Origin of the sequence: uncultured Rhodococcus sp., assembly GCF_963525155.1 — a bacterium.
Lineage (GTDB): Bacteria > Actinomycetota > Actinomycetes > Mycobacteriales > Mycobacteriaceae > Rhodococcus_F > Rhodococcus_F qingshengii.
In genome coordinates, this window is record NZ_CAURKP010000117.1 from 1 (window position 1) to 17057 (window position 17057).

Here is a 17057-nt window from a genome sequence, read left to right on the forward strand (position 1 = left end):
GCCCTGCCCCCCGGCGAGGGCTACATCTGGTGTGCAGTCGAGGCCGCGACCGCCAGACGCATCCGCGCCCATCTGCGTCGAACATGGGAAATCCCGGCACCCCGCATGCACGTGATGGGTTACTGGCGGGAGGACAAGGAGAACTGGGAGCGTCGGTACGCCGCCGTCGCCGACCGTATCGATGCTGCGATGGGCGAAGCGATGATGGCCGGCAAGGATTTCGAGTCGGTTCGCGACGCGGTCGACGACGCGATGGAACGCGAAGGGCTCTAGCGCGCATACGAGTGAGGACCACACCTTCCGGCATGGCCCTCATTCGTGAAACGAATTACGCGTTGACGAGCTGCTTGCCGGCGTCGACGAGGTCGGAGACGACCTTGGAGACCTGAGCGAGCACCTCTGCGTTCTCACGCGGGTGCAGCTCACCGAACAGTGCGCCGGTCCCACCGATGCTCAGTGCAGTGTCCTCGACGACCTTGCCGCCGGCGATACGGACTGCCTTGGTGGTGTCTTCGTGTGCCCACTTGGCGCCGTTGCCGCTGGGCGAAGCGCTGATGACTGCGACAGCCTTGTCCTTGACTGCACCGACACCGTACGGACGCGAGATCCAGTCGATGGCGTTCTTCAGAACTGCGGGAATGGTGCCGTTGTACTCGGGGGTGACGAGCAGGAACGCGTCCGCGTCGCTCGCAGCGGAGCGCAGTGCGTCGACAGCGGGGATGGAAGCACCCTCGACGTCGATGTCTTCGTTGTAGAAGGGGACGTCGGCGAGGCCTTCGAAGACCGTCAGCGTGGCACCCTCGGGTGCGGCGGACACAGCCGTCTCGGCAAGCTGGCGGTTGACGGATCCGGCGCGCAAGCTGCCGACGAGAACGAGAACATTGGTCTGTGACATAACGAGATTCCTTCGAGAGTGGTGCGGTTGGTGGCTCCGGTTGAAAGTTATATCAACTAAACGGACCGCGGTCCACTTACATTCCACAGCCCTGTAACCTGATCCCGTGAGCGCAATCCCCCTCCCCCAGATCGGCGCCGCGCCGGTCGAGCGCGGTGACGCAGCACGTAACCGCGTACTTCTGCTCGACGCCGCAGCCCTCCTCGTTGCCGAGCGAGGTGTCGACGCGGTGACGATGGATGCTGTCGCGTGCCGGGCCGGTGTGGGCAAGGGCACAGTTTTTCGGCGCTTCGGCAATCGATCGGGACTGATGCAGGCACTGCTCGATCACACCGAGCGAGAACTGCAGCAGGCATTCATGTTCGGCCCCCCACCGTTGGGTCCGGGCGCGCCGCCGATCGAGCGCCTCATCGCGTTCGGACGAGCCCGGATTGCCATGGTGGAAGTACAGGGCGAAGTCCTCCGAGCGGCGGAAAACGCTCCTGAATACCGCTTCGGCGGTCCGGCCCGGGCTCTCGGCATCGCTCACGTCATCGGGCTTCTTCGAGGAGCCGGCGTCGAGGGCGACCTCGATCTGCTCGCTTCAGCACTGTTGGCACCGCTCGAAGCGTCGCTCGTCCTTCATCAGGTGCGCGATCTCGGGATGACCACCGAGCGCCTGGCGGCCGGCTGGGAAGACCTTGCCCGGCGCGTTACTCGATGTTGACTCCCCAGATCCGTCCCACCACTTAATGTGAGCCCATGCGCATCGCTGCAGCCGTCATCGGCCTCCTGACCATCGCCGCGGTAAGTGGTTGCTCCGCTTCGTCCGACTCCCCCGAAGACAAGACGGATCCCTCCGGTCGTGTGTTCATCTCGACCTCCGTGGATGGAACACAAATTCCCGGCGGCGGCCCGCTGACTCTCGACTTCAGCCAGGCCGGTCGAGTGTCCGCGAGCGCCGGATGCAACACGGCAAACGGTTCGGTCGAGTTCACCGACGGCAAGCTGACCACCGGCACCATGGCGTCGACCATGATGGGCTGCCCTCCCGGCATCGCCGAATCCGACTCCTGGACAACAACATTGCTGACCGCTGCGCCGGCGTGGAGCCTCGACGGCGACACCCTCGTCCTGACATCGAAGGACGCCACAGTCACCCTGCAGGACAAGAAAATCGTCACGCCGGATCGACCGCTGCAGGGCACGACGTGGACTGTCACGTCCCTCATCAGTCCCGATGCGATCAGTACGAGCCTGGCTCTGGAGACGTCAGCTCCCGAACTGACGATTGCCGCAGACGGTTCGGTCAGCGGGAGCACCGGATGCAATCGCATGACCGGAAGCGCCCAGACGTCCGACACCACAGTCACGTTCACGCCGATGGCAACCACGCGTATGGCTTGCCCCGAGGAGAACATGGACATCGAGCGCCAGATCCTGGCGGTGCTCGACGGCGAAGTGAGCTACACCGTCGACGCCGACACGCTGACCCTGCGCAAGCCCGACGACACCGGATTGATACTGACTGCGCAGGCTTGACCAGACGCTGCAGGCTCGATCAGACGTTGTCGAGCAGCCAGCGCCCCAACTCGCGGGCGCTGGCATCGATCATCGCGGGCCAGTCCAAGGCCGAGTCGTCCGCGTGATCGCTGACGTGTTTGACGAGTCGGCAGGTAGCACCCGCAGCCTGCGCGGCGAATGCGATGGCAAACCCCTCCATGTCGACCAGATCGGCTCGCTGTGCAAGGGCGTCCCGGGTTGCAGCGTCGGCGATGAATGCGTCGCCGGTCGCCAACACCGAGTCGTCACCGCCGGCGAGCACCAAACGGTCCGCGACGTCGTGCCCCAGCGCTCGGATCGCGGTGCTGCTGATGTCGTGATTGATGACGACGCCGGGAACATAGAGGCCGCCGTGGTGCGCGTGCAGCGCACCGGCTGTCCCGATGTTGACGACCAGCGGCAGATCATCCCGCTCGTACCGCGCGAGAGCAGAGGCGACTGCTGTTGCAGCACTGACCTTTCCAATCCCCGTGATCAGCAGTTCGTATCCTTGCGGCACGTATGCCGCTTCCGACTTCGTCGCACTGACCACCAGAACGTTGTTCGCACTCATGTGCGCGACCGTACCGCCCCGGATACGGTGGCACTGCACGCGCCTGCTCACATCGCTAGAGTCCATTCATGGCCACACTGCGTGAAAGCATCATCGAAGAACTCGGCACAAAGCCGACAATCGACGCCGCAGCGGAGGTTCGCGCGCGAGTCCAGTTCCTGAAGGACTACGTGCGCTCGACCCCCGCCAAAGGGTTCGTTCTGGGAATCAGCGGCGGTCAGGACAGCACGCTCGCCGGAGCCCTCGCCCAACGCGCGGTCACGGAACTTCGCGAAGAGGGCCTCGAGGCCGAGTTAGTCGCCGTTCGTCTCCCGTATGGCGCTCAGGCCGACGAATCCGATGCTCAGATCGCGCTCGGCTTCATCAAGCCGGACCGCTCTCTCACGGTCAACGTCAAGCCTGGCGCCGACGCGACAGCCCGTGAGGCCTCCGAGGCGCTGGGAAACGGCGAACTGCGCGACTTCGTCCGCGGCAACATCAAGGCGCGCGAACGAATGGTCATCCAGTATGCGATTGCCGGTCAGCTCGGCTACCTCGTGATCGGTACCGACCACGCCGCAGAAGCGATTACCGGCTTCTTCACGAAATTCGGTGACGGCGGTGTCGACATCACGCCGCTCACCGGCTTGAGCAAACGCCAGGGCGCTGCATTGCTGCAGGAATTGGGCGCACCCGAGAGCACGTGGCGCAAGGTGCCGACCGCCGACCTCGAGGACGACCGACCCGCGCTACCCGACGAAGTTGCCCTCGGCGTCACGTACTCACAGATAGACGACTACCTCGAAGGAAAGGACGTTTCCTCCGAGGTAGCCGAGAAGCTCGAGAAGATGTTCACCAACACTCGTCACAAGCGCACGGTGCCGGTCACACCCCTCGATGACTGGTGGAAGTAACTCCTACCAGAGCTCTTACCAGCGACTAGCTACCGAACAGGCTGCCGAAGACGTCGCCCAGCGAACCCGTTCCCGAAGCCGGATCCTTCTTCGCGAAGTTGGTGGTGCATCCGTTGAACTGCACTGCATCGACCAGCGTCGACGTGGCGGCGGAACCGGTGCCCACACTGACGCCGTAGTGGTCGACTACCGCGTTCGGGTTCGCGGCGACGATGTCAGCCAAAGGCACTGACACGCGGTCCTTGGCGCCGTCGATGTTCTGAGTGCTCCACCACACGCCCTTCTGGAGATCCGCGTGAACGCCGCCGTCAGCTGTCGGCGTGGCGTCGGGTCCCGGGACCCACACCAGGGTGGTGAATCCGTTCTCGAACTTTCCGCCGGTCGTTCCGGTGAGGCGGAGCTGGAACGCCGCAGTCGGCGTGGCGGCGCGCTCGGCAAAGCCGATCGCCTTGCCGACTGCGTCGGACAGCTTGATACCGCCGGCCGAATGGTAGGAAACCGAACGATCGCCGGTACCGTCAACGGCCAGCTTCAGTGAGCCGTCCTTGTCGAGAACGTTGTCGGCCGAGTACGACGCGGTCTGATCCTTCTCGTCGGTGAACGGGATGCCCCACCCGTTCGGCGTCGCTTCGGTGGACAGGGTCGAGCACGAGGCTTCCGGCGCAGAAGAGCCGAGAGAACCGGTGGACGGAAGCGCAGTAGCAATTGCCGGAGCGGTGAGTGCAGCTGCCCCGAGGAGCGCTACGACGACTCCGACACGGCGCGTGGAATTAATCGACATTGAAATACCTTTCACATATCCCGAGTGGAATTGCGCCAAAATTAACACATGTCGACAATTACCAACAGCGAAGGTATTTCTTTTGTCATCCAAACAGATGACAAATCACCTTGGCAATTCGAAGTGCATTCGCTCCCCCAAAAGTAGGAGAAACTAAACAAAACGACCAATGCTGGACAATTGACCAACAATGGAGAAAACGGAGATAGATGCCACTTGAGCTGGAGTGATCAAGATATAAATATTTGGACCGGCAAACCGAAAAAGGACAATACGTCGGCAGCCCACAAATAGCTACGCCGGCAATTCTCGGACTAGCCTCCAGCGAAAGGCGGAAGAATATCGACAGCGCTACCGGAGGCTCGAGAGACGTCGCGGGTCAACTCGTCACCGACGAGGAAAGCCGAGACCGACAGCACCCGCTCCATCTCCGGTCCGTATCGCCCGACCAGCACCGCCACCAACTCGGCAAGTGTGTTGTCAGGCGAGATGGCGACTACCTCGCTACGGCAACCGGATACATCCGCTGCAGCAGCAAAGTAACGAACCGAGATCGAATGCGGATCAGCCACCAATCGCTCCCATACTTCTTTCCGGCGGAACGAAGTCCGCGGCGTCGATGCCGTGCCCAGCCCACTTGTTCCACATCGCACCGCGCCACAAATCCGCTAGTTCGTCGTCACTTGCTCCGGCCCTGAGCGCGGCACGCAGATCAACTTCACGGTCACTGAACAGACATGACCGAATTGTTCCCTCTGCGGTCATTCGCGTCCGATCGCATTCACTGCAGAACGAGCGGGTCACGGAAGCGATGATCCCTACCGTCATCGTGGTCCCGTCGACACGCCATTCTTCGGCAGGAGCCGACGGATCTTCACGGCCGATTGCTTCCAATTCGAAACGGCTTCCCAAAACGGACAACAATTCAGCCGCGGTCACCATGTTCTCGCGTGCCCATGCATGGTCTGCGTCCAGAGGCATTTGCTCGATAAAGCGCAATTCGACGCCGGCTTCGAGGCACCACTGCAAAAGATCCGCCGCGCCGTGGAGCGTTTCACGCATCAGCACCGCATTGATCTTCAGTGGCGCGAGCCCGGCCGCAGCTGCCGCTCGAATTCCCGCGAGAACGGACGGCAACCTGTCTCGACGCGTCAATTCAGCGAAATGGGCGCGATCAACCGAATCCAGGGAAACATTGATGCGAGTCAAACCAGCTGCAGCCAACTTCGCCGCACGATGTTCGAGCCCAACGGCGTTGGTAGTCATGGAAAGTGGAATTCCTGGCACGCGCGCGGCGCACCCCCCGATGATCTTTTCGAGGTCACTACGCATCAGCGGTTCGCCGCCGGTGAATCTCACCTCGCGAATACCGACTCGTTCGACGCCGATTCCGACTACTCGAATGATCTCGTCGGCACTCAGAAGATCTTCCGCAGCGATGGCCGGCAAGCCTTCCTCCGGCATGCAATACGTGCAACGAAGTGAACACTTCTCGGTGATCGAGACTCGCAGATCTCTGGCAACACGCCCGAACCTGTCGACCAGGAGATCCGTCTCGGGACGACCGGCGAGGGAGGCAGCGTCGAACCGCACGGTGGGAATTCCCATCGAGACCACTGTCATCACTTCACCAACTTCCGTATTGCTCCAGTATGACCGAAAGCCGTACTCCGTGTGTCGGACGGACCACACCGCCTAGGATCAAAACATGTCGAGGTTGTCGAGGTTACTGTCATGAGCGCGCATTCGGTCGAGGAACACGCGTCGCACATCTCCGGATTGCTCACCGGCCTGCACACCCTCTCTCCGACGGCAGTTCCGACGGCAGAAGCGTTGGGGCGCATAACTTGCTCGGATATCGCATCGCCGGTAGACCTGCCACTCTTCCGCAACTCGCAGATGGACGGGTATGCCGTCGATGCTGCTTCTGTGGCCTCGGTTCCGACCACACTGACGGTTCGAGGCGTGATCGCCGCTGGAAGCGGAAAACCACCGAAACACCTTCCAGGATCGGCATTTCGCATCATGACCGGTGCTCCGCTCCCCGAGGGTGCCGACGCCGTTGTTCCGGTCGAGGACACAACGGGTGTCACCGAGCACGTCGTCACGATCGAACGGGGCAGGTCGGTAGGCGAATTCGTACGCGAACGTGGCAGCGACATCACCGCCGGAATGCTACTGGTCACGGCCGGAACGCACTTGGAACCTCGCCATATCGCCGCGCTGAGTGCTGTGGGCTTGGCCTCGCTCGACACCTACACGAAGCCACGGGTCGCGATAATTACGACGGGCGCCGAACTGAAAAGTGCCGGAACAACTCTCGAACCCGGTGAGATCTACGATTCCAACGGTCCAGCTTTGGCAACATTGGCCGAAGCCAACGGCGCCGATGTCGTATCCGTCGCCCGAAGCAGCGACGACCCCGCCGATTTCCGCGAATTGCTCTCGTACGCAACCTCGGTCGCTGATCTGGTGTTCACCTCCGGCGGAGTGTCCATGGGCGACTTCGAGGTAGTGAAGGAAACTCTCACGCCTCTGGGAGCACACTTCGGCCACGTCGCAATGCAGCCGGGCGGTCCGCAAGGCACTGCAGTGGTGAACGAAGTGCCGGTACTGAGCTTCCCGGGCAACCCGGTGAGCACCATGGTCTCCTTCGAGGTCTTCGCACGGGGCGAACTGCGCCGGGCCGCGGGCCTGCCCGAGATCCCGCGCGAGCGACTCCCGTTGACTGCACCGCTGCGTTCGGTGGACGGCAAGCGGCAGTTCCTGCGGGCACGCAGAACTGCGGACGGAATCGAACTCGTTGCCGGACCCGGATCGCACCTTGTTGCAGCCATGGCGTGGGCCGACGTCCTGATCGACATCCCCGCCGCCGTGACCGAGCTCGGCGCGGGCGATCTCGTCGACGTCGTCCCGCTCTCGACTTCCTCGATCTGATTCACTCGATCTGTTCAAAGGACACTGATGACCGAATTGACACACGTCGACAGCGAGGGCCGAGCGCGCATGGTCGACGTCAGCGCCAAGGCCGAGACGACGCGTATCGCCGTCGCTGCCGGTGAACTCGTCACGACCGCCGAGGTAGTTCGCCTCGTCCGCGCCGACGGCATGCCCAAGGCTGATGTCCTCACCACCGCGCGCATCGCCGGAATCGCCGGTGCGAAGAAGACCTCCGAACTGATCCCGCTGTGTCATCAACTCGCGCTCTCGTCGGTCAAGGTGGAATTCGGGTTCACCGAAACATCGATCACCGTCGAGGCGACGGCGAAGACTCGCGGACAGACCGGCGTCGAGATGGAAGCACTCACCGCCGTCGCGGTAGCCGGCCTGACCTTGCACGACATGGTCAAAGCGGTGGACCCCGGAGCTACCATGAACGGTGTTCGTCTGCTCACCAAAGACGGTGGTAAACGCGGACATTGGACCCGCGACACTCAGAACGCACAGACAGCTCCGGCGCACACCTTCACCTCGGCACGGTCCGCGACCGTCCTCGTGGCTTCCACCGGCGGTGCGAACGGCACCAGACCCGACACCACCGGACCCACGATCGCGACCTGGCTACGTGAACGGGACTTCGAGGTACGTGGACCGCTTGTGTACGCCGACGCAGACATCGCGGCGGGCATCGCTGACGCCAAGGAGGGCTCCCCGTCACTCGTCATCAGTACAGGCGGCACCGGGGCTTCCCCCACGGATGCCACCCCGGAAGCTACCCGGGCAGTCTTGACCCGTGAGTTGCCCGGCGTCGCAGAAGCGATCCGGACCAAGGGCCTCGAGAAGACACCACACGCGTCGCTGAGCCGTGGTGTGGCAGGTCTCACAAGTACGACGGTCATCGTCAATCTTCCGGGTTCTCCCGGTGGAGTGAAGGACGGTCTCGCCGTCCTCGGACCCATCATCGATCACCTGCTCGCGCAGGTCGCAGGCGGAGGAGCGCACGATGAGTGAGCTATTGGCTCGGATCTCCGAGCAACCGATTCACGCAGACACCGTCGACGCCGCCGTTGCCGGTCCGAAGAACGGCGCTGTTGTGGTGTTCACGGGAACGGTGCGCAATCACGATGGAGGTCAAGCGGTTTCGGCGTTGGAGTACCAAGCGCATCCGGATGCCGAACGCTTCCTCGAGACGTGCTGCCAAGAGGTTGCGGCCTCGACCGCCCTGCCGGTTGCTGCGATCCATCGCGTCGGTCACCTCGAGATCGGTGATCTCGCACTGGTCGCCGCCGTCGCCGCGCCGCATCGAGCGGAGGCGTTTGCCGCGTGCGCCGAACTGGTGGAGCGCATCAAGCACGAGGTACCGATCTGGAAGCGGCAACACTTCGCGAACGGCGTCTCCGAATGGGTCGGGTTGTAGGTCGAACGCTCCGGGAAGGTAGAGTTGCGATCACTAGGTGCCTGAAATCGGGCATCCAGCGTCGTAGAACGCAAATTTTCTTGCTGAGTGCTCAATGCACCCGCTCTTCTTACGGCGAAGAAGCCTGCCGACCGGCAGCGCCGCCACCACTGTGCTTGATTGTTCGACCGGTTAATTCCCGTGTCGGCATCCGGGCACGAACACGTGCCCGAAAGGCTCTGAACACACTTGTCTGACATCTCTACGCCCGCTACCACCTTCGCAGCCCTCGGTGTGCGCGCACCGCTGGTGAAAGCTCTCGAAGACGGCGGAATCACTTCTCCGTTCCCGATCCAGATCGACACCCTCCCCGACACTCTCTCGGGGCGCGACGTACTGGGCCGCGGAAAGACCGGAAGCGGCAAGACCCTCGCGTTCTCCATCCCCATGGTCTCCCGCCTCGCCGGCGAACTGTCCGGAGGAAAGCGTCGTCCGGGTCGACCGCTCGGCCTGGTGCTCGCACCGACGCGTGAGCTCGCCACCCAGATCACCGCAACCCTCGAACCGTTGGCCGCCGCATACGACTTGCGCGTGACCACGATCTTCGGTGGTGTCTCGCAGCACCGCCAGGTTCAGGCTCTCAAGGCCGGAGTCGACATCGTCGTCGCCTGCCCCGGTCGCCTCGAAGACCTCATGAAGCAGAAGTTCGTCAGTCTCGACGCCGTCGAGATCACCGTGCTCGACGAGGCCGACCACATGGCCGACCTCGGCTTCCTGCCCGTCGTCACCCGCATCCTCTCGTCCACCCCGCAGGACGGGCAGCGTCTACTGTTCTCGGCAACGCTGGACAACGGCGTCGACAAGCTCGTCAAGCGTTTCCTCAAGAACGAGGTCATGCATTCGGTCGACGAGGCCAACTCCCCCGTCGCCGCAATGACGCACCACGTGTTCGACGTCGACGGCGTCGAAGCCAAGAAGGCTCTGGTCGAGAAGCTCGCTTCCGGTACCGGTCGTCGCATCCTGTTCATGCGCACCAAGCACCAGGCTCGCAAGTTGGCTCGCCAGCTCACCGAGTCGGGCATCCCGTCCGTTGACCTTCACGGCAACCTCTCGCAGGCTGCTCGCGACCGTAACCTGGCGGCATTCTCCGCCGGTGAAGCGCGCGTCCTCGTCGCCACCGACGTCGCAGCGCGTGGCGTCCACGTCGACGACGTCGAGTTGGTCGTCCACGTCGATCCGCCGGCCGAGCACAAGGCTTACCTGCACCGCAGTGGTCGCACCGCTCGCGCAGGTAGCGCCGGCGACGTGGTCACCGTGGTTCTGCCCGAGCAGCGTAAGGATCTTGCGATCCTCATGCGCAAGGCAGCCATCAAGGTGACCCCGGTCCGTTCGACTGCCAACTCCGAGCACGTCGTCAAGTTGGTCGGCGACATCGCACCGCACGTCACGCCGGCTCCGAAGGCTCCTGCCCAGCCGAACGGTGGACGCGGGCAGCGTCCCGCCGGCCAGGGTGGACGCGGCGGCGCAGCACGTTCGGGTCAGGCTCGCTCCGGACAGGGCGGTCAGTCACGCGGTGCTCGCACCGGCGGAGCTGCCCGTCAGGAACATGCCGGTGGTGGCGCTCGCCGTCCCCGCACCGGCGGCGGCGCTCGCACCGCAGGCTCCACCGGTGGCCGTCCCGCACGCTAGGCCACCCGGTACAACTCAATAGGTTTCGTAATGGACAGCGTCGGCCAGTGGCCGGCGCTGTCGCCATCCGAAGCGTTCGAGATCCGGAACCTGTTGAAACTCGGTCACCTTGCCGACGCACAGCCACGCAATGGGGCGAACGGGTGACGGAATGCCCATGAGTTCGGTGAGGTACTTCTCGTCGTAGAACGAAACCCAGCCGATGCCGATCTCCTCGGCTACCGCGGCGAGCCACAAATTCTGAATTGCCAGTACCGCCGAGAACAGCCCGGTGTCGTCGACGGTATGACGGCCGAGGATGTTCGGGCCACCGCGCGACGGGTCGTAAGTGACGACGATGCCGGTACCACTCTCGGCGATTCCCTCGATCTTGATGGGGTCGAACGTCGAGCGGCGATCCTCGGGCAAGGACTGCGCGAAATTCACCCGGGCATCGGCGACGTGTGCCGCGAAGGTGTCGAGCGTCTCCGGATTACGAACGACCACAAAATCCCACGGTTGCGTGTTTCCCACGCTCGGCGCGCGATGGGCGGCGTCGAGAATGCGCATCAGAGTTTCGTCGGGGACGATCTCTCCCGAGAACTCGGCGCGAACGTCTCGCCGTCGCCGAATCGCTTCGTACACGGATACAGCTGATTCACTCACGCCCCGACGGTATAGCGGTGCAATCCCAGCATGGCGTCGGGGTGCGGTTCGACCGTTTCTTCGCGCATGCAGGCGCGGAGCGCGCTGCCGACCGCCCCCGAATCCATCCCGGTGCCGATCACGACCAGTTGCGTGGTTCGAGGTTCGCCCGACTTCCATCGCAGCGGCGTGATCCGGACATGATCACCCACCGATTGGATCTCGAATTTTCCTGTGTAGCCCGGAATCTCGAAGTTCACGAAGCCCTTGATGCGGTAAACACCCGACGGCTGATTCTCGAGAAAGTGCGTCAAGGCCCTGGCATCGAGAGGCGTCTCCGATGCGAAATCAACCGATTCGTAGCGGTGGTGCAGGTGATCGTGATGACACGAGCCGTCCTCGTGGTCGTCGTCGTGCCCGTCGCGCAGGAGCTCGTCGAGGCTCAGTTGATCGCCCGGAGCAGGAGGGGTCACCTCGCCGGTATCGAACAGCAGAGCGGGGTCTATCCGCGAGTGCGAGGTTTCCACCATCGGCGCTCGCCGATTCAACTCACGAATTTCGGCCGTGAATCGCTCGCGTTCGGCGACCGGAACGCTGTCGATCTTGTTGACTACCACCAGGTCTGCCAGGCGGACATGTTGATCGAGCTCGGGATGTTCGCGGCGAACGGTGGAGAAATTGGCTCCGTCGACCAGGACCACCAGGCCGCCGTAGACGACAGACGGGTTCTCACTTCCGAGGACGAGTCGAATCATGTTCCGCGGCTCGGCAAGCCCGCTGGCCTCGATGACGATCACGTCGATCCCGGACTGCCGGTGCGCCAACTTGTTCAGCATCTCGTCCATGTCCGAGACGTCGACAGCGCAGCACAAACAGCCGTTGCTGAGAGAGACCATCGAATCGACCTGACCGGCGACCATCATCGAGTCGATGTTGACGGATCCGAAGTCGTTGACGATCACGCCGATGCGTACACCGTCGTTGTTACGCAGAAGATGGTTGAGCAGCGTCGTCTTGCCCGAACCGAGAAAGCCTGCGACGACTATTACGGGAATCTGCTTCTTCGCCACCACACAACCTTCCGAAACCACACGTACCGATCAGTGATCGTAGTGGAGTGTGGCTCCGGAAGGTTCACGCTGACAGCAGACTCACACCGTGCAGAGCGGACGGATGTCCGACGTGCCCTCGGTGGTCGGTGACGTCAGGATCGTGCATGCGTTGTATCCACGGGATTCGGCGACCCGGCGGATCTCACTCCAGCCTGCCGCGTCGATGACCGCCGACCGTGAGAGCACGAACCCGGAAAGCCTGAGCGGATCGCCCACCAGTGCCCACGAATAGTCGTCGGCAATGTAGGTGACGATGTAGTTGGGTGGGCCGTCCAAGCTTTCCTGTGAGGGCACCCCGGGGAAGCTCACATGCAACTGGGCACCCGTTGCTGGATCGGTAACTCGGGCATTCCCGACGATCTCGTTGGCTTGACCGGTCCACGTCGTACACGTGTTCTTCACGCTCACGTTCGTGGAATCGACAATCCCGTAACTCGCCCGGGTGTCCTTCGCGCACGCGAGGTTGAAGGGCTGAGGAATCGCCGCCACCTGGTTCCATTCCCCTACGTAGCGCGCGACGTCCAGGTTCGCCACCGGCTGCAAGGGTTCCCAGAGTGGGCTCGCCTGCGCGGTTCCCGAAAACATCGTCGCCGCGGCGCACACTCCCGCAATCGCAATCGCACTTCGCCCCGACCACTTCATGTCACTGCTCCTCGTCTGTACAACGCTCGATCGGCATTGGTTCCTCAAGACATTCGGAGCTGACGGACTGGAGGATGGGACCGTATGTAAAACTACTTTTGGTTTGTTATGGACCTACTTCACAAACCTTATGTAGTCTTTGCTAAAAGATAGCTGAAAGTCGGACGGAGCTACTGTGATGAAGGTTGTCGACTTAGGTCTAGAACGCACTCGCTATGCAGTCATCGACGAGACGATCGAGTCGAGGTGGCGCCGCGTCACCTCTATGCAGCACGACGCCGTTGCCGTCGTGACTCCGCGCGACCGGATCACTTTCGCCGAACTCGAACTCCGGACCGACGCATTGGTCCGCGAACTTCGCCTACGTGGGTCACACGGGGCACGCCCGGTTGCGGTCGATCTCGAACCAACGGCCGAGTCGGTGCCCGCCATCCTCGCCACTCTGATTTCCGGTCGGCCCTTGGTCATGATCGACCCACAACTCCCCGAGGCCCGCCGAGCGCACATCATGAGCACCTCGGGCGCCGTCGCGCTGCAGTCGATACTCGACGAGTCTGCTGCGACGGGCTTCAGATTCGACAGCGCGTTGGAACCATCGAGTTCCGACCCTGCCATGATCGCGTTCACGTCAGGCACCAGCGGGGCACCCAAGGGAGTCGTGTTGAGCCACTCCATGTGCCTGAACAAGGCCGACGAACTTGCCGCAGCAATCGACCTGCGACCCGATGATCACATCGGGAACCTGTTGCCCGTCAGTTTCGGAGCCGGAATCACGGCCCTGATCATGGGCCTGATGAACGGAGTCACGGTCTTCTGCTGGGATCCACGTATCGACGGCGTCTCGGGAATCGACGACTGGCTGATCGAGAATTCGATCACGACCACGCACTGTGCGCCGTCCTTTCTGCGGGCGTGGTCGGATCTCGATTGCGATGCAGCAAATGATGATTCGATCGGTTCCCTACGCGTCGTCGTAACGTACGGGGAAGCAGTTCACGGCGAGGACTACGCGCGCCATCGCAGTCACGGCTTCGCTCGCGTCACGTACGTCAACTGGCTGGCCACCACCGAGACCGGTGTCGTCGCGTACAACGCGTTCCCACCACATTCCGAACTACCCGTCGGAGTGGTGCCGGCCGGACGTGCTCGCGACGGCAAGGACGTACAGATCGTCGATGTGAACGGCGTGCCTCTCCCCGACGGAGAGATCGGAGAGATTCAGGTTGTCTCCAGTGATCTTGCCGACGGATACCACGGCGACCCGGATCGAACTGCAACACGATTCACGCGCCTGGGCGACGGAGTGAGCATCTACCGGACCGGTGACCGGGGCCGCATCGACGAACGCGGAGAACTGCAACTTCGGGGACGCGTCGACGACGCCGTCAAGATTCGGGGCTACCTGGTGGAACCGATGGAAGTCGAGGCGCATATTCGTCGAATTCCCGGCGTCGCCGATGTTTTCGTGGCCGTCGTCCTCGAGAACGATCGACCGGAGATCGTCGCCTACGTGGTCCTGACCAAAGCCGTGATGGCACGGTCGGGCGCCGAGATGCGGCGCGAATTGGCGACATATCTGCCGGCCTGGATGCTCCCCCGACATTTTGTTCTGATGCCGGCGTTGCCCCGCAACGAAAGAGGAAAGGTCGATCGAACAGCGCTGCCCTCCGTCGAGGTGCGGTCCACTCCACCGACTCTCGCCGGGCCCGCCGAATTGTGGTTGTCCTCGATCTGGGAGTCGATTCTCGGTATCGACTCCATCGACCGTGAGGACGACTTCTTCGAACTCGGCGGCGATTCGCTTGCTTCAACCGAAGTGGTGGCAAAGATTCACGACATGTTCCGGATCCGGATCACGGCGGCGGAGTTCGCGGCCGCCAGTACCGTCAAAGACCTTGCAGCGCTGGTGGATCGGCGCAGAATCGATCCCGATGATCGCGTCTGTCACAACACGATGGTGCCACTGAAGCTCGAAGGCTCCGGGCGACCGCTGTTCATCATGAACGGAGCGGGGTGCCCATCGACGACGCTGTCCACCTTGTCGAAAGCGCTTCACACCGATCGGCCGGTTTACGCACTTCAGCCACACGGCTTCGAATCTCGCGGACTACCCGACCGGTCGGTGAAAGCAAGCGCCCGCCGTTTCATTTTCGAAATCAAGAAGATTCAGCCCACCGGGCCATACCTCCTCGCCGGATACTCGTACGGCGGCTACGTGGCGCTGGAAATGGCGACACAGCTGTCCGAGTCAGGTGACACTGTCGAACACGTCACCGTTCTCGACACCAGAATCTCCACCGAGGCTGCCGCACGACTGGCTGGTCGAGCGGGCATCACTTTGGATCCGTCGATCGTCGACCTTGCACCACAACCATCCACCAATGCCCGCTGGAAGCCGACCAGACGCACCGTCGCGGCCATGTGGATCCGCACGCTGTTCGCCGGCATTCTGCAGTACCCGCCGGCCACCCAGTGGACCGTGTTCCTCTACATCGGAGGCCAGGCGCTCCGGAAGCATCGGATACGAGCATGCGCCGCGCCCGTCACCGTGATCCGTGGGGCCACCAACAACCGTGGACGCGAGATCTGGTCACTCATTGCCACGGGCTCACTGGATTTCGACGACGTCGACGCGTGTCACGAAGACGTCGTCCGCCAACCGTACGTCCGCAAGACTGCGGCGATCATCGATCGAGTCTGCGATCGAGCGTGACCAGCGCTCCTCATGTCCAGCTGTAGCAGAAAGAGCGGCGCGGAGTGAGTGCCCAGTCGGTCGTCGATGAACACACTCGTTCCTTGACGAACGCACCCGCCCTGCCTGCGATGAACATGCCCGCTGCGTCGTCGACACGAGTGGTCCGCAGGAACACACCTCGCCGCCTCCCGAGACTGATGCACCGGCCTGCGAACTTCGGAGCCACCGGGCGCGGCGCGGAACCTTCGAGTCGATGCAGGATCGTCTCGGCCGCATGGACTCCCAAGGGAATCGCAGCCTGACAACTCATCCTCAGTGAAAGATCACCGACTGCGACCGCATCACCCGCACCGACGATGTTGGGGTGGGACGAGCATTCGAGTCGGTCGTCGGCCTTCAGACGACCGAGACCGTCGACGGGAAGGCCACTTCGGCGCGCCAGATCGGGGACCCCGAATTCTGTCGCGAGAATCGTGCAATCTGCCTCCACCCGTGCGCCTCCCGCAAGCTCGCAGGACGAACCGTCAATCCGTGTAACCCGGGATTCGGTGACGATGTCGACCCCAAGATCGGTCAATGTTCTGAGAATTGCAGATCGCGCACGCTCTGACAGATCCGGGGCCACGATTCCTCCGGTCACCAAAGTGATTCGGCTGCTTCGCTGCTCAGCCAATTCTGCGGCAGTCTCGATTCCGGTGAGACCGCCGCCGACAACGCAGACCGTAGCCTTCCCGTCGAGTGTCGCCAGTCTGGATTCGAGGCGAACCGCGTCCTCGAATTCGGAGACGCTGAACCCGTGCTCCGCCGCCCCGCCGATAGTGCTGGGTAACTGCCTACTTCCGACTGCGTAGACCAAGTAGTCGTAGTCGAGCACGCTGCCGTCGTCGAGGGTGAGCCTGCCGAGCGCCGCCTCGATCGTCGTCACCTCTCCGAAGACTCGGTGTGCCGCACGCGGTAGCGCCCTGTCGAACGAGACCGTCGCGTCGTAGCCGCCCGCGATCATCTGATGGAGCCTGATTCGTTGCACGAAGTGTGGGCGCGGATTCACGACGGCGACCGTGATGTCCGGACGAGTTCTCAGCAGACGCTTCGCTGCCATGGCGCCCGCATATCCTGCCCCGATTATCACCACGTGTGCACTCATGGTTCTCCGTTCCGCCAATGGTCCCCATGCTGAGAATGCACGGGATGATCAGGCCTCATCGCGGACGTTATTGAACATTGACGCCCTGGCGTTATGGCGGTCGACACATCTAGGCAGAACTGTGCTGCATGCAATAGAGACTCGAAAAACA

18 protein-coding genes are annotated in these 17057 nt (G+C 62.6%); 9 read left to right on the forward strand and 9 right to left on the reverse strand.

What is annotated here, in order from left to right:
- The coding region (locus tag RWT78_RS20335; protein WP_314677696.1) for an SIP domain-containing protein at positions 1 to 273 on the forward strand (273 nt) is incomplete at its 5' end.
- A 55-nt stretch (positions 274 to 328) separates the two neighbouring features.
- Here the strand turns inward: RWT78_RS20335 and RWT78_RS20340 are convergent.
- Entirely contained in the window at positions 329 to 895 is a 567-nt protein-coding gene (locus RWT78_RS20340) for an NAD(P)H-dependent oxidoreductase (protein WP_030534957.1), read from the reverse strand.
- A 106-nt stretch (positions 896 to 1001) separates the two neighbouring features.
- Between RWT78_RS20340 and RWT78_RS20345 the strand changes: the two genes are divergently transcribed.
- Positions 1002 to 1601 (forward strand): TetR/AcrR family transcriptional regulator, encoded by a 600-nt coding sequence (locus RWT78_RS20345; protein ID WP_003944690.1) that lies wholly within the window; start codon positions 1002 to 1004, stop codon positions 1599 to 1601.
- A gap of 35 nt (positions 1602 to 1636) precedes the next feature.
- A complete protein-coding gene (locus tag RWT78_RS20350; RefSeq protein WP_054187783.1) occupies positions 1637 to 2416 on the forward strand; it encodes an META domain-containing protein in 780 nt (259 codons plus the stop codon).
- A gap of 19 nt (positions 2417 to 2435) precedes the next feature.
- Here the strand turns inward: RWT78_RS20350 and RWT78_RS20355 are convergent, their stop codons facing one another.
- A complete protein-coding gene (locus RWT78_RS20355; protein WP_003944766.1) occupies positions 2436 to 2990 on the reverse strand; it encodes a nucleosidase in 555 nt (184 codons plus the stop codon).
- Between the two features lie 68 nt (positions 2991 to 3058).
- Here RWT78_RS20355 and nadE point away from each other — a divergent pair, with 68 nt between their 5' ends.
- Positions 3059 to 3883, forward strand: coding sequence for an ammonia-dependent NAD(+) synthetase (gene nadE, locus RWT78_RS20360; protein WP_314677701.1), 825 nt, complete (start codon positions 3059 to 3061; stop codon positions 3881 to 3883).
- A 25-nt stretch (positions 3884 to 3908) separates the two neighbouring features.
- On the opposite strand, the gene RWT78_RS20365 is transcribed toward nadE, so the two are convergent.
- The 3 genes from RWT78_RS20365 to moaA form a co-directional block, all read right to left on the reverse strand.
- Complete coding sequence (locus RWT78_RS20365) at positions 3909 to 4664, reverse strand: hypothetical protein (RefSeq protein ID WP_003944763.1); 756 nt, start codon at positions 4662 to 4664, stop codon at positions 3909 to 3911.
- A 314-nt stretch (positions 4665 to 4978) separates the two neighbouring features.
- A complete protein-coding gene (locus RWT78_RS20370; RefSeq protein WP_003944706.1) occupies positions 4979 to 5236 on the reverse strand; it encodes a MoaD/ThiS family protein in 258 nt (85 codons plus the stop codon).
- Positions 5229 to 6287, reverse strand: coding sequence for a GTP 3',8-cyclase MoaA (moaA, locus tag RWT78_RS20375; RefSeq protein ID WP_007731315.1), 1059 nt, complete (start codon positions 6285 to 6287; stop codon positions 5229 to 5231). The genes RWT78_RS20370 and moaA overlap by 8 nt, the downstream gene beginning before the upstream one ends.
- A 111-nt stretch (positions 6288 to 6398) precedes the next feature.
- Here moaA and glp point away from each other — a divergent pair, with 111 nt between their 5' ends.
- The 4 genes from glp to RWT78_RS20395 all read left to right on the forward strand — a co-directional run bounded on the left by glp (position 6399) and on the right by RWT78_RS20395 (position 10689).
- Complete coding sequence (glp, locus tag RWT78_RS20380) at positions 6399 to 7601, forward strand: gephyrin-like molybdotransferase Glp (RefSeq protein ID WP_314677706.1); 1203 nt, start codon at positions 6399 to 6401, stop codon at positions 7599 to 7601.
- Positions 7602 to 7628: 27 nt separating this feature from the next.
- Entirely contained in the window at positions 7629 to 8615 is a 987-nt protein-coding gene (gene moaCB, locus RWT78_RS20385; protein ID WP_054826312.1) for a bifunctional molybdenum cofactor biosynthesis protein MoaC/MoaB, read from the forward strand.
- Positions 8608 to 9021: a molybdenum cofactor biosynthesis protein MoaE gene (locus RWT78_RS20390; protein WP_314677708.1), complete on the forward strand. Its 414-nt coding sequence runs from the start codon at positions 8608 to 8610 to the stop codon at positions 9019 to 9021. The genes moaCB and RWT78_RS20390 overlap by 8 nt, the downstream gene beginning before the upstream one ends.
- A 228-nt stretch (positions 9022 to 9249) precedes the next feature.
- Entirely contained in the window at positions 9250 to 10689 is a 1440-nt protein-coding gene (locus RWT78_RS20395; RefSeq protein ID WP_042450056.1) for a DEAD/DEAH box helicase, read from the forward strand.
- Positions 10690 to 10704: 15 nt separating this feature from the next.
- Here the strand turns inward: RWT78_RS20395 and bluB are convergent, their stop codons facing one another.
- The 3 genes from bluB to RWT78_RS20410 all read right to left on the reverse strand — a co-directional run bounded on the left by bluB (position 10705) and on the right by RWT78_RS20410 (position 13067).
- Positions 10705 to 11334, reverse strand: a complete 630-nt coding sequence (gene bluB, locus RWT78_RS20400) for a 5,6-dimethylbenzimidazole synthase (protein WP_003942331.1) — start codon at positions 11332 to 11334, stop codon at positions 10705 to 10707.
- Positions 11331 to 12383, reverse strand: a complete 1053-nt coding sequence (locus RWT78_RS20405) for a GTP-binding protein (RefSeq protein WP_314677710.1) — start codon at positions 12381 to 12383, stop codon at positions 11331 to 11333. Before RWT78_RS20405 ends, bluB begins: the two co-directional genes overlap by 4 nt.
- 81 nt (positions 12384 to 12464) lie before the next feature.
- Positions 12465 to 13067, reverse strand: coding sequence for a lipocalin family protein (locus RWT78_RS20410; protein WP_058038590.1), 603 nt, complete (start codon positions 13065 to 13067; stop codon positions 12465 to 12467).
- 178 nt (positions 13068 to 13245) lie between these two features.
- Here RWT78_RS20410 and RWT78_RS20415 point away from each other — a divergent pair, with 178 nt between their 5' ends.
- Positions 13246 to 15780 carry an alpha/beta fold hydrolase gene (locus tag RWT78_RS20415; RefSeq protein WP_003942356.1) on the forward strand — a complete coding sequence of 845 codons (2535 nt, stop codon included), beginning with the start codon at positions 13246 to 13248 and terminating at the stop codon, positions 15778 to 15780.
- Positions 15781 to 15790: 10 nt separating this feature from the next.
- On the opposite strand, the gene RWT78_RS20420 is transcribed toward RWT78_RS20415, so the two are convergent.
- Positions 15791 to 16906: an NAD(P)/FAD-dependent oxidoreductase gene (locus RWT78_RS20420; RefSeq protein WP_231783275.1), complete on the reverse strand. Its 1116-nt coding sequence runs from the start codon at positions 16904 to 16906 to the stop codon at positions 15791 to 15793.
- Between the last annotated feature and the right edge of the window lie 151 nt (positions 16907 to 17057).

Bases quoted from the DNA above. Each gene is read 5' to 3' on its own strand.
- RWT78_RS20340 (WP_030534957.1), bottom strand. From the start codon at position 895: ATGTCACAGACCAATGTTCTCGTTCTCGTCGGCAGCTTGCGCGCCGGA.
- RWT78_RS20350 (WP_054187783.1), top strand. From the start codon at position 1,637: ATGCGCATCGCTGCAGCCGTCATCGGCCTCCTGACCATCGCCGCGGTA.
- RWT78_RS20355 (WP_003944766.1), bottom strand. From the start codon at position 2,990: ATGAGTGCGAACAACGTTCTGGTGGTCAGTGCGACGAAGTCGGAAGCG.
- nadE (WP_314677701.1), top strand. From the start codon at position 3,059: ATGGCCACACTGCGTGAAAGCATCATCGAAGAACTCGGCACAAAGCCG.
- RWT78_RS20365 (WP_003944763.1), bottom strand. From the start codon at position 4,664: ATGTCGATTAATTCCACGCGCCGTGTCGGAGTCGTCGTAGCGCTCCTC.
- moaA (WP_007731315.1), bottom strand. From the start codon at position 6,287: ATGACAGTGGTCTCGATGGGAATTCCCACCGTGCGGTTCGACGCTGCC.
- glp (WP_314677706.1), top strand. From the start codon at position 6,399: ATGAGCGCGCATTCGGTCGAGGAACACGCGTCGCACATCTCCGGATTG.
- moaCB (WP_054826312.1), top strand. From the start codon at position 7,629: ATGACCGAATTGACACACGTCGACAGCGAGGGCCGAGCGCGCATGGTC.
- RWT78_RS20390 (WP_314677708.1), top strand. From the start codon at position 8,608: ATGAGTGAGCTATTGGCTCGGATCTCCGAGCAACCGATTCACGCAGAC.
- RWT78_RS20410 (WP_058038590.1), bottom strand. From the start codon at position 13,067: ATGAAGTGGTCGGGGCGAAGTGCGATTGCGATTGCGGGAGTGTGCGCC.
- RWT78_RS20415 (WP_003942356.1), top strand. From the start codon at position 13,246: ATGAAGGTTGTCGACTTAGGTCTAGAACGCACTCGCTATGCAGTCATC.
- RWT78_RS20420 (WP_231783275.1), bottom strand. From the start codon at position 16,906: ATGAGTGCACACGTGGTGATAATCGGGGCAGGATATGCGGGCGCCATG.